Here is a 12009-nt window from a genome sequence, read left to right as displayed (position 1 = left end):
CCGGCCGCGCCGGACGATGGACGCGAACGAGGAGAACACCGCGACGTGACCCGCCCCGACGACCACAACCCGGATTCGCCACCGGAATCCGATCCGGATGCCACACCGGTGTCGGCCCGACCGGTAAGCACACCAGCGGCCTCCGCACCGGATTCCGTACCCGACGACCACGCGGCTCCTGCCTCCGGCGACGAACCGGACGTCGGCTTCACCCTCGGCGGGGGTGTGCCCGAATCCCTCGCGGCGGCAGCGGATCCGGAGGCTCGCGCCCGGGAGTTGGCGCACGGGATCGCCCGCGAATTGGCGGCGGTCGCACCGGAGGGTTGGCACGAGCTGACCGCGGTCTTCGCCATCACGGTGGTGGTCGGCGGCGGTGAGGTCGTCTTCACCGACGACCAGGACCGCGTGCTGCGCGCCGATCCGCCCGAGCCGGTCCTGGAACTGGTGCGTGAGCACCGCGATCTGTCGGCGGCCTTCGCCAGCGGTCCCTGGTGGCGCATGTTCGTCCGGTTGGACCGGGCGGGACATCTCCAGGTGGACTACGACTACGGTGACGAACCGTTCCCCGACGATCAACTGCTGGCGCCGGAGGCGTATCTGGCCGATCTGCAGGCGTATCCGCGCGATCGGGTGCCGGTCTGGCTGGGGGCCTACATCGGGCACGGCGACCGGCAGTCCCGCCCGCCGGCGGTCGCGGCCCGGCAGGCTCGCGCCGATCGAGCCGCGGGTGTGGTGCCCGTGGTGTCGGACGACGACTTTCCCGATCTGTCCACGTTGTGGAGCCGGTGGGCGGTGATGGCGGCCGCCTTCGTCGCCGCCGGATCGCAGTGGGGTCCGCGCGTATTGCCCTCCCTGGGCTGGTTCGAGGGCGCCCGGCGCGGCGGCAGCACGCTGTATCTGATGCCTGGCGGCCGGGCCGTGCTCTCCGGAGGGGTGTGGGAGGCGCCGGCGCTCGATGCCGCATACAACGGTGGCGCACCGCTGCCGGAGCTGTATGCCGGTGCACCGGAATGGGTGTCGAATTCGGTGCTCAATCCGCGCTTCGGCGACGGGTTGCTGTCGTTCTGCTACTGGTTCGAGGACGGGCGGTGGTATCGCGGTGAGTCACCGTCGGCCGATCACCTCAGCGACGCGCTGCCGGGCGTGTGGACCTCGGCCACGGTCGCACAGGTGATCCGCGGCGTGATCGATGGCGAGCCCGACGACGAATTGCGCTCCGCGGTGGACATTCTGGTCGCCGCGGCCGAGGCGAATGTGGTCACCCGAGAGACCCTGGTCGCCGTCTTCGGCGACGACGGCGGATTCGATATCGACGGCGCTTTCAACCAGCTCACCCTGGCCGGTGCGACGCCGACGGGACCGGTGCCGCTGCCCGAGCCCGAGGCGCTCGAGCGGGTGCGTGGTCATCTCGACGAGGCCGGGATCGACACGGACGGATATCCGCTGGATCGTTTGCACGCGGATCGGATCTCGGTGGGCTGGATGGTGTACGTGCCCGCCGAACCCGGCGAGGTGGCGATCGGGCGGGCCGTGTTCTACGTCGCCGACGACGGTGTGCTGGAACAGTCCTCGTCCTCGATCGCGCCGTCGGTGTATGTCGAGGGTTTCGAACAGCGATTCCGGGAGCGGCGCGGCGCCCTGCGGGCCGGATGACACTCGCCGCCGGTGTTTCACCCCGCGTTCAACCGCCGTTGCCACCGGTGTTGCTCGCAGGTCGCAGCATGTTCGAAAGATGATGCGGGACTTGTTATTCGGCACTCCGACTGCGGCGGGAACGACCTCCGGCCGGTATCGCCGACGGGGTGAACGCGCAGCTTCCGCTGGTACCGAATTCGAGGAGCACGACCGATGGCGCCCGATCCGACTACGCCCGTCGCTACGGGTAATCCGTGGCCGGCGTTGAGTGACTACACGAAGAACCACACGTCCGGTAAGGATGCGTTGAAGTTCGAGCCGGACGTGGCCCTGGAGGTGGCCGCGGCCGCGGAGAGCACGATCGCCGCGCTGAAGACGTTGCAGCTCTACACCGACGACCTCACCGCGGGCTCGCCGGTGTCGAATCTCGCGTCGGGAACCGCGCTGGGCAAGAAATTCGGTACCGAGGCCACCGATCTGAAGACGGTCTTCGAGGACCACAAGACGATCCTCGGCCAGATGATCGACACGTTCATCGCGGCCGGCAAGGCCTACGGCAAGATGGACGGCTTCAACTCCGCGCTGCTGGACAACGTCAGCGGTAAACCGGACTACATGTGGGACGCCGACGGCTTGGACCCGCTGGGTGATCCGCCGAAGGTGCCGGGGACCACCGACGATATGAAGAATCCCGTCAACGCGATGGACAACAAGGCGGGATTGCAGTCGTTCCAGTCCTCGACCATCAGCCCCGAAGCGCCCGACTACATGAGTTGGTACGACCTGTTCCAGGTCGGCAACTACATCCGGGTGAACAAGGTGGCCGAGAATCTCGCCAACCACGCGGGCACCTGGTGGTGGATGGCGACCGAGGTGAACAAGGTGTACTCGGATCTGCTCAACAAGATCGATTCGGTGACCGTCGACAAGTGGAGCGGACCGGGCAAGGAGACCGCGGTGGCGGCGGTGCAGGCCTACGGCAAGAGCATCCCGGGGCTGGCCACCGCGATCAGGGGCACCGGTGACCTGCTCGTCTACAGCTCGGGGTGGTTGAACGAGACCCAGTACAGCATGCCGCCGAACAACGATGCCGACGCGAAGACGCAGCAGCAGTGGATCCAAACCGTTCGCGAGAGTTTCCGTCGCACCTACGTCTTCGGGATGAACCAGTCCTCGTCGCACGTCCCGGTACTGCCCGCGGCCGCCGCGGCCTTCGGCCAGATTCCCGCCGATCCGTACAACCCGACCGGGCAGAACCCACCGGGCAGCCAGAATCCGCCCGGTAGTCAGAACCCGCCCGGTAGTCAGAACCCGCCGGGCGGCAGCACCCCACCCGGCGGCTCGACCCCGCCGGGCGGTTCGACTCCGGGCGGCACACCCAACGACGCGCAGGCCAAGGCCGCACAGGAGGCGGCGGCCCGGCAGCAGCGGGAGGCGTTGGCGCAGCAGCAGAAACAGGCCGCGGAATTCGAGAAGCAGCAGAAGGAAGCCCAGCAGCAGCAACACAAGGAACAGCAGCAGCAACAGCAACAGCAGGAACAACAACAGAAGCAGCAGGAACAACTTCAGAAGCAGCAGGAGCAGCAGCAGGCGGCCGCCCAGCAACAGCAGCAACAGCAGCAGGTCATGTCCGCTGTCCAGCAGCTGATGTCGGCCGCGCAGCAGGGCGTACAGCAGCTGATGCAGGCGTTCGGGCAGGTTGCTCAGACCCTGACGCAGCAACAGCAGCAGGACGCGCTCGCCAAGGCCGGGCTGGGTGATATTCCGGGGCTGAGTATTCCGGGTATGGACGGCTCGGATCCGCTGTCCGCCCTGGCCGGCGCCGGAGGCGGTGCGGGCGGCGGCGGTGGCGGTGTGCCCGGCGGCGGTGCCGGGGTGCCGGGACTGCCCGCGCTCAGTCGCGATCTGGCGCAGGCCTCGAAGCTGTTCCCGCGGGCGAGCACGCTCAGCACTGCGTTGAGAGCCGATACCGTGGATTCCGCGACCGGCCGGGCCGGCGCCGCGCCGATGGCCGGCACACCCGGGTCGCCGGGAGCGGCCGGAGCGGGCGCGCAGAACCAGCAGGGCAAGGAGCACAAGCGGCCCGCCTATCTGGATTCGGTCGAGCATCTCGAGGACGCGCTCGGCGATGCGCCCGTGGTCGTGAAACCGGTCGTCGAGAAATGACTCGCAGCTGGAGCTTCACCGATCTCGAATTCGTGGTCCTGTGGCGGCATTTCGGTGACGAGGGGCCGCCGCGTCCGTTCGTCTACACCACCGACATTCCGCTGGAGGACGACTTCCAGCGCGAATGTACGCGGCTGCGCGACCGGATGTTGGCACGGCCCGACCACACCCTGTTCGACGCGGTCCGCGACTGCACGCGCCCCGATCTCGCCGTCCTGGTCACCGGATTCGACGGCCGCGATCCACATCGCGGTGAGGGGGCGGTCCGGCTGCTCGCCGCGCGCCGAGAGGACCGCGGCTACCTGCTGACCCAGCTGCCCGGGCGCACCCTGCTGCACGCCGGGGGCTTCACGATGGTGCAGTGCGATCCGCTGCGGCTGGCCGATATGGTCGCGGATGCGCTGCCGCCGCTCGAAGCCGGCCTCTCCGGGCACATCCTGCTGCCGCCCGATCCGGAATCGGCGGCCGGAGTCGCCGAAACGCACTACATATCGGCCGACAGCGCGGGCGGCGCCCCGCAACTGTGGGACAGCTACGACGAGCCCGCCGACGCCGCCGGGCAGCGTTTCCTCGATACCGTCCCGGAACGCTCCGGGACGATCGAAATCGCCCAGGGCGTCTCGCGTTTCGGCCCGCGTGGTCGTACCGTCCGCCATCTGGACTGGCGCGACCTGTCCGGCGACGGCCGCTACGTGATCCAGGCGGGACCGCCGCGCACCGCCACCGGCGTGGACCGGCAGGGCCTGATCGCCGCCGTCAACGCCGAGATCATCACCGTCATCCGCGCCATCAAGGACGAGCGCGTCTGATCCCGCGGCCGAACGAGCCGATTCCGACCGACCCACGAGGAGCACGATGTCCACCGCGACAACCAGATCGGGCGCGATAGCGGTCGAGACCACCGAACAGGGCCTGCCGCTGCGCATTTCGATCGAAGCGAGCGAATTGCGCCGCGATCCCACCGAATTGGCCGCCGAACTGCTCCGCCTGTGCTCGCGCGCGGCCGATCGTGCCGGACTCGCGCGGCGACGCCAACTCGCCGAGGCCGGAGTGAGCAGCGACCTGCTCGCCCTGACCGGACTGCCCACGGCGGAGCAGGTCGAACGGCAGGAACTGATCGACGAGCAGGAGTACGACACGGAGCCGCAGAGCTGGCTGAGGTCGGTGGAGTGGTAGCCCACGACGCCGCAGACGACGCGAACACGGTGGAACCGATGACGAATCCGCCTGATCCGACGGGTGTTTCGGTGATGGACGAGTTGGTCGCTCGCACGGAGCGGCAGCTGGAACGCATGCGCGACCTCGGCGACCGGATGGCGGCTGTGCGCGCCCGCGAAACCTCACCGGACGGTGCCGTCACGGTGGAGGTGGACGGTAACGGGGCATTGCTCGATCTCATTTTCTCACCGCTGGTGAATCGACTCACCCCAGCGGAATTCGAGCAGGTGGTAGTGTCCACCGCGCGCAGCGCCGCCGCCCGGGCGTTCACGCGACGCGGTGAACTGGTCGCCGCGTTCAACGAGGAGAACGGCGCGGGTACGCGCGAGATTCACTGACGCGTAACGCGTTCTTAAGCTGCGCGCGTGCCAATCTACGTCGTCGCCTGTTGCAATTGCTCGGTAGATGTTCGATCCGCCGGTCACGCGGAGCGCGAATCGGCTTACCGGGCAGGGGCTTTCAGATGGGCGAGTTGGTAGCAGTACCGGAGGCGATCCGTCGCTACGGGGACACGGCGGCCGCGATGGCCACCGAAACACTCTCCGCGGGCACCGTGAACCAGGCGGTGGCGATCGCCGCGGCCGTTCCGGTCTTCGGATTGATCGGCCAGGACTTTCTCGCGACATACGCGCTGGCGCAGGCCAATCACCTGAGTTCGGTCGTGGAGCTGGCGACCGTGCACGCCGGAACCGCGGTCACCGCGCATCAGAGTGCCGCCACCTACGCGGCGACCGACCAGGACAACGCCGACCTGCTCGGCGGAATCGGTCGCGCGTGATGGAACCGGGCCTGGACCGGTCGATCGTCGACCTGTTGCGCCAGAGCGCGATGGGGTCGATCGTGGACCGGCCGGTCAACGACGTACTGCGGGAAATGGGGCTGCCGGGCCTGCCGCAGCTGCCGCCGGCCCCACCGCTGCCGCAGCTACCGCCGCTGCCGGTGCTCGACCTGCACGCGCTGACCAAACCGATCACGGATCTGGCCAGCAGTTTCGGGACCGGCAAACTCGGCTCCGGCCCGGGCGCGGACCAGACGCAGGTGCTCTCCCAGGTGTCGGCCGTCTTGCAGACCGTCGTTCAGCTGGGCACCACGGCGATACAGACGGCGATGTCGCTGTGGCAGGGCGCGGGCGCGTTGTCGGCGGCGGCCAAATCGACCCAGGCGGCCGCCGACGGAACGGCGGTGGCGGGGCAGGGCGCGCAGATGTCGCTGGGCACCACCGCCGCGGCCGGCAGCGTCTTCACCGGCAACGCGCTGATGACGGGCATCACCTCGCAGTATCTGACCACGCTCGCGGCGGCAGCCCCGTTCATCGTGACCCCACCGGGGCAGGTGTTCGTGCTGGCGATGTCGGCGCAGACGCTGGCCGAGGCGCTCGCCGTGGTCACCAAGACGCGCGTCGAATTGACCGCGCACAGCGCGAAGATGGCGCACACCGGGCAGAAGGTCAAGATCACCAATGTGCCGCACGGGGTGTCGAATGTCGCCGCGCAGCGGGTGCCGGTGCCGCAGTCCTCGCTGAAGTCCGTGGCCGGTACCACGTCCCGGCTCAGCGCGACCCCGTCCGGCATGTCGACGGCCACCGGCGCGACGAGTTCGGGCGGCGCCGCGGGCACTGCGGCGCAATACGTTTCGCAGGCACTGCAGATGGTGCAATCGTTGTCGGCCGTCGGCGGCGCGGGCGCGCAGGCGGCCACGAGTGTCACCGGCCGCGCCGCGAAACCGATCGCGGCGCCGGTCCCGCCGTCGGGCGGAGCGCCGGCCGCAAGCGGATCCGGAGCCGGGGCGCCCGGCGGAGTCGGCGCTCCGGCGGCCGGCGCACCCGAGATGTCGTCGCCGCTGCAGGCCGCGCGCACCCCGTCGATCATGACGGAGGCGGCGGTCACCGCGAGCACCGAGTCCGCGATCGCCTCGACCGGCACGACCGGCAGCCCGGGCATGATGCCGATGACGCCCGGAGCGGGCGCCGCCGGAATGGCCCGTGCCGCTTCGGATTCCGGCAGTGCGAGCGAGGCGGTGCGCGGTCAGCTCGTCACGGCCGCCCACGGTAACGACGTTGTGGGCGATATCGCCGGAGTCTCCCTTCCCGTGGTCGGCGCCGCCGACGCGGTCACCACCACCCCGGACACCGAGCCACCGGACAAAGCTCTCACCCTCTAGGAGTTCGCGATGGAATTCGATCCCGTAGTCGCGGCGCGCACCGCCGCCGATCTCGACGCACTCGCCGACCGTCTGGCGGCGGGCCTGCAGGCCGACGCTCCGGCGCTGTCGGTCGCCGCACCCGGTGTGGACGAGGTGTCGCGGCGCGCGGCGACGACGCTGACCGAGGTCGGCGCGTCGTTCGACTCGTCCGGCAACCTCGGCGTGCAGGAGTTGCGCAAACTGGCCGCCACCCTTCGGGCGCAGTCGCGCGGGCTGTCCCGGATGGACAGCGACAACGCCGCCGACCTCGGCGCCACGGCCTGATCGGGGCACGACGACATGGTCGAACCGCCGGGTGACGGCTTCACCGGGGTGGTCTGGGAAGCCAGGCCCACCGAGCGGCTGGCGCGGGAGCTGACGACGGGTCCGGGCTCGGTGCCGATGGCCGAGGCCGCTTCCGCCTGGGGACGCCTGGCCGCGAATTTCGGTGCCGCCGTGCTGGATTACGACCGGATCGTCTCCGACATCCGCGGCCACTGGCAGTCCGACCGCAGTGACGAGGTGCTGGAACGTATCGCCCGGATGCGGGATTGGCTGCTCGACGCCGCGACCGCCGCCGGGCGCAACGCCACCCACGCCGCCGAACAGGCCGCGGCGTACGAAGTGGCTCGGCTGGCGATGCCGCATATCGCGGAGATCGCGGCACTGGAACAGGCGATGCGCACCGTGCAGGCGATCGGAGCCGCGATGGGCGCGCCGCTGGTCGGCGCCGCCGCCGACATCAGCGCCGATCAGGATGTCGCCAAAGCCGGTGCGGCCCGGGTGATGCGCACCTACGAGGCCGCCACCGAACCGCTCGCGATGCCGTGGCAGCAGCTCGCGCCGCCGGTGCTGGCCACCGGCGACGCCCTCGCGGGAGAGCAGGCAGCCGCCGCGGTGGCCGCCCAATCGGCGCCCGTGATGCCGCCCGTCCCCGGTATGCCCGCCATGCCGGCCCTGACCGCCTTCGACATGCCGCGCACCCTCACCGGCACCCGTGTGCAGACCGTCGCCCGGGCCGCGCAATCGGCCGAATTCACCGCGCTGCAGGCCTCGCCCACGCAGACCGGCACGGCGACGGGCCAAGCGGTCCCCGCAGCGGCCGGCCCCGCCGCCGCGCAGTCCGAGGAGGAACGCACCGCGAGGGCCGGGGTGGCGGACGCGCCCGGCGTCGGCGAATTCGAGCTCGATGCCGGATTCGCGGCCGCCCCACCGGTTCTCGGTGGTGTCGAGGCGCCGCCCGCGACCGGAACCGCGAGCCCCGCGTAAGGAGAGTTATGGCGACCCTGACCAACGACGCCGTCCTGGCCGTCGCCGAGTTGCTCGGCGTGCAGACGTTGCCGCTGGTACTCGAGGTCGGTCCGCGGCAGGACTCGATCGATGCCTTCACCGCCGCGCGAGTCGAGGCATTGCGCGGGCTGCGCGGTGCCGGGCTCGTGGACCGCTACGACGACGTCGATCCGGAACTCGGTGCGGCCCTGTCGATTCTGGCCCAGCCGGAACGCGAACTCGCGGCGCGGATCGTCACCGGGGCCGGTGTGTGCCGAGTGTCCGTGGCGCGGCGCGGCGCCGGGCACGCGGTCGCCGCCCGCACCGGTGACGAAATCGACGTCCGCACCATCTGGGCCGACGAGGACGGTGCGGCGCTGGCCCGCCCGATTCTGGACGTACTCGGCCCCGCCGAACCCGCGGATATCGCGAACTTCAGCGCGGCCACCGACGAACTCGCACAGCGTCTCGACAACGCGACGGCCGCAACCGAATTCGCCGAGGCGCTGTACGGCTTGGACGTCGCGGAACGCGCGGCGATCGAATTCGGCATGGCGCTGTCGCAGTGCCACGCGCACGCCGAGATCGTCGCCTACGTCCACGCCGACGGCATCACCACCCGATCGTCCGGCGCCGTGGCGGTGTACGACACCGCCCGGGGCCGGATCGCGGCCAGCCCGGGCGCCGCATCCGACCAGCGGATGTGGACCACCTTCACACCGGGATCCGATCACCGCGTCGCACAGGCGATTACGGCGCTGATCGGCACCTTGCCCGGGGGAAGGTGGATGCCCTAGCTCGCGAAACCCGTGCCAGTGACCACCTGTACTACCGAACCGCATGACCGGAATACGCCGCATTACCGGAAAACACAGAGAGGGGCCTGACGATGGCCGGACAGCAAATCAGTAACGATGCAGCGAGTACTTCGCAGGCGCAGACCGATATGGCCAACTCGGTCGATCGGATCCGCGCCACCATCGCCCGCGTGACCGAGGCGGTCGACTCCGCCAAGCGCGGCTGGCAGGGCGACGCGTTCTCCGCGTGCAACAAGGCCGCCCAGGACTGGGACGAGGAAGCGGCCAAGTTGAACCAGATCCTCAACGAGATGACCGAGGAAGTCGGCCACGGTAACAAGACCTACACCGGCCTGGAGAGCGAGAACGAGAACGAGTTCCGTCAGCTCATCTCGCAGACCGGTGGTCTGACCAACCTCGGCGTCTGAGGCGAATCCAGCACAACCGCTCCACCGCACACGTACGAAAGGTAGCGACATGCTTTACGAAAGAACAGTTCTCCAGGAGCTTTCCGACCTGCTGAACGGCTTCCACAAGGATCTGCAGTCCGAGGCGAGCAACCTGCAGGACTGCGCGGCCAAGCTGGCCCAGGCCTGGGAGGGCAACGCCGGTCTGGAGGCGTTCCAGAAGTCGAAGCAGAAGTGGGACCAGCAGTTCGGTGACATCAACGGCGACAGCGACCCCAGCACCGCCATGGGCAAGGTGTCGGCGCTGTCCAAGGCCGTCTCCGCCGCGATGAACAACGCGACCGCCGCGGACAAGGTCGTCGCCAACGGTTTCGGCGGCTGAGTCCCGCACCGCGGTTTTCACCACGAAGGGCCCGTCCGATGTCCCAGATCGGGCGGGCCTTTCGCTGTCGTCGCCCGCGTTCGGCGGGCAGCCGCTTCACATGCCGGAACCGCCGATCCGGCCTCGGCCGGCGTCAGGCCGGAACGGCGGGGTGTGCGCCGACGTAGCGCAGTTCCTCCGGTGTCGCCACCATGTACACACGGGTCTGTCCGGCCTCGGTGCGCACCGTGACCAGGTTGGCCGTCTCGGGATCCTCGATCAGGGTGACGTCGGGTTCGAATCCGTCCGCTGCCTGCCCGGGCCGGCGCAGCAGCATCACCGTCGCGTCGGAGTGGTGCCCGCTCGGCGCGACGCCGTCGAAGACCACCATGGTCGCGAACCGATACGAACTGGCCTGCTGGGAACCGGCCGACCAGGTGGCGAGCGTGAGCGCCTGCGGCATATCGACATAGCCGACCATCGGCCGCCATTCGTCGTGCCGATTCGTATGCACCACCACACTCGCGCCCAACGCGATGGCGCGCAGGATCACCTGTTTGGCGACCAGCGGTGAGCCGATCACCTCGACCCGGCGCACGTGCCGGCTCACCAGCGGCAGCGCCACGCCCTGGCCCGAGTCGTCGGCGCCGATGAGCTGTCCGCAGCCGGCGATCGGCATCGGCACCCGATCCAGGGCGTCCGGCGGTCCGAGGTAGCTGTCCAGCGGCAGCGCCGGCACTCCGGTGCCCAGCGGCAGGCTGAAAAGCATTGCGCGCCGCTGCTTTCCGGGCAGCGGAATCAGTCCGGCGGAGCGCACCCGGCACGGCGCGTCGCGGGTCGCGAAGCGTGCGGTCGCCGTCACGGCGATCGATGTGTCGGTGGTCGCGGCGGTACGGGGCCCGGCATCCGGCACCCGCTGCAGCCGCACGGTGATCGTGGAGGTCACCGTCGGCGTCGACCACACTTCGGCGATGCCGCGCGAGCCCAGGGCCTCGGGTGCCATGCGGTAGGTGGTGTGGTGAAAACCGTTGTGGATCAGGCTGTCCGTGGTCTCCTCGAATTCCTCCGGCGTCGCGCCGAGGGTCAGCTGGGCGACCGCCTGATTCATCTCGGTCGCCGAGAGCGCGACCGCAGACAGACCGCGCGCGGCGAGCCGGTTGGCCACCCGCCGGGTGGCCACGACCGCCGACCGCAAGGTGCCCTCCGCCCCGCCTCCACGCCGGTCCACGGCGGGCGCGTTGGCCAGCGGGTCGAGCCGCAGCACGACCCAGACCGTCCGATGCGCCACGGCCGGCAGCGGTCCGAGGATGCTCTCGTAGGCGCGTGCCACCGCACCGGTGCCGGCACTGCGCGATCCGGTACTGATCACGTCGATGGCGGCCAGCCGGATGTCGAACTGATCGAGACAGCGGGCGATCTCGGCGAGCGGCAGCATATCGTCGCCGAGCAGACCGCTCGGGCTGAGCCGGGTCACCGTCCGCGGCTGGGCGTCGATCCGCAACATGGTGATGAGCCGGTCACCGTCCCAGCGCATTCCGTAACTTCCGCCTTCGGCCAGTGGAACATTGAATGGCGAATGTTGAACGGCGGTGGAACGATTACGAAACAATTGCCAACGAAAGGTAATTCCACGCGCCAGGGATTGTGCGAGAGAAGTGCCTCGAATCGGCGTGAGCGCGACGATCGTCACCGCCGCGGCAACGACGGCCGGAACCCACCACAACGGGGTGAAAACCCTGGCGGCGAACGCGCCCACAGCCGCCGTGACCAGCGACGGAAGCACCAGACGCAGGGGGAGCAGGTGAAAGAGCCAGAATTCCGTCGAGCGCAATTGTGGTGCGTTCGAGCCGGTTTCGGAGGCATCGGATGAATCATCGTCGGACGGTGTGTCTTTATCTCCGCGCGCGGGGGAGTTCATGCGCACATAATGGACCGAACTCGTTCGGCTTCGCTAGTCTGTCGAAGCGCGGCCGAA

The 12009-nt window shown here is 69.4% G+C and carries 13 protein-coding genes; 12 read left to right on the top strand and 1 reads right to left on the bottom strand.

Going from position 1 to position 12009, the window contains the following annotated elements:
- The first annotated feature begins 45 nt into the window (after positions 1-45).
- The 12 genes from NMI01S_RS01590 to NMI01S_RS01535 all read left to right on the top strand — a co-directional run bounded on the left by NMI01S_RS01590 (position 46) and on the right by NMI01S_RS01535 (position 10055).
- The gene (locus NMI01S_RS01590; RefSeq protein ID WP_245716664.1) at positions 46-1653 is read left to right on the top strand and encodes a hypothetical protein; all 1608 of its coding nucleotides are present in this window, start codon (positions 46-48) and stop codon (positions 1651-1653) included.
- Positions 1654-1848: 195 nt separating this feature from the next.
- Entirely contained in the window at positions 1849-3801 is a 1953-nt protein-coding gene (locus NMI01S_RS01585) for a hypothetical protein (RefSeq protein WP_157126002.1), read from the top strand.
- Positions 3798-4610: an ESX secretion-associated protein EspG gene (locus NMI01S_RS01580; protein ID WP_062994232.1), complete on the top strand. Its 813-nt coding sequence runs from the start codon at positions 3798-3800 to the stop codon at positions 4608-4610. Before NMI01S_RS01585 ends, NMI01S_RS01580 begins: the two co-directional genes overlap by 4 nt.
- Before the next feature lie 46 nt (positions 4611-4656).
- On the top strand, positions 4657-4977 hold the full coding sequence (locus tag NMI01S_RS01575) for a hypothetical protein (protein ID WP_062994231.1): 321 nt from the start codon (positions 4657-4659) through the stop codon (positions 4975-4977).
- Between the two features lie 38 nt (positions 4978-5015).
- Positions 5016-5357 (top strand): YbaB/EbfC family nucleoid-associated protein, encoded by a 342-nt coding sequence (locus tag NMI01S_RS01570; protein WP_157126001.1) that lies wholly within the window; start codon positions 5016-5018, stop codon positions 5355-5357.
- Between the two features lie 125 nt (positions 5358-5482).
- On the top strand, positions 5483-5797 hold the full coding sequence (locus NMI01S_RS01565; RefSeq protein ID WP_036498234.1) for a type VII secretion target: 315 nt from the start codon (positions 5483-5485) through the stop codon (positions 5795-5797).
- The gene (locus tag NMI01S_RS01560) at positions 5794-7179 is read left to right on the top strand and encodes a hypothetical protein (RefSeq protein WP_157126000.1); all 1386 of its coding nucleotides are present in this window, start codon (positions 5794-5796) and stop codon (positions 7177-7179) included. The genes NMI01S_RS01565 and NMI01S_RS01560 overlap by 4 nt, the downstream gene beginning before the upstream one ends.
- Before the next feature lie 9 nt (positions 7180-7188).
- On the top strand, positions 7189-7485 hold the full coding sequence (locus NMI01S_RS01555) for a PE family protein (RefSeq protein ID WP_062994229.1): 297 nt from the start codon (positions 7189-7191) through the stop codon (positions 7483-7485).
- Positions 7486-7500: 15 nt separating this feature from the next.
- Positions 7501-8469, top strand: a complete 969-nt coding sequence (locus NMI01S_RS01550; RefSeq protein ID WP_062994228.1) for a PPE domain-containing protein — start codon at positions 7501-7503, stop codon at positions 8467-8469.
- An 8-nt stretch (positions 8470-8477) separates the two neighbouring features.
- Positions 8478-9266, top strand: a complete 789-nt coding sequence (locus NMI01S_RS01545; RefSeq protein WP_062994227.1) for an ESX secretion-associated protein EspG — start codon at positions 8478-8480, stop codon at positions 9264-9266.
- Positions 9267-9358: 92 nt separating this feature from the next.
- A complete protein-coding gene (locus tag NMI01S_RS01540; RefSeq protein WP_030513428.1) occupies positions 9359-9694 on the top strand; it encodes a WXG100 family type VII secretion target in 336 nt (111 codons plus the stop codon).
- A 49-nt stretch (positions 9695-9743) separates the two neighbouring features.
- Positions 9744-10055 (top strand): WXG100 family type VII secretion target, encoded by a 312-nt coding sequence (locus tag NMI01S_RS01535; protein ID WP_036498239.1) that lies wholly within the window; start codon positions 9744-9746, stop codon positions 10053-10055.
- A gap of 133 nt (positions 10056-10188) precedes the next feature.
- Here NMI01S_RS01535 and eccE read toward each other — a convergent pair whose 3' ends face one another.
- Entirely contained in the window at positions 10189-11952 is a 1764-nt protein-coding gene (eccE, locus tag NMI01S_RS01530; protein WP_062994226.1) for a type VII secretion protein EccE, read from the bottom strand.
- Positions 11953-12009: the final 57 nt, after the last annotated feature.

Origin of the sequence: Nocardia mikamii NBRC 108933 (genome assembly GCF_001613505.1) — a bacterium.
GTDB lineage: Bacteria > Actinomycetota > Actinomycetes > Mycobacteriales > Mycobacteriaceae > Nocardia > Nocardia mikamii.
This window is presented reverse-complemented; position numbering and strand designations above follow the sequence as displayed.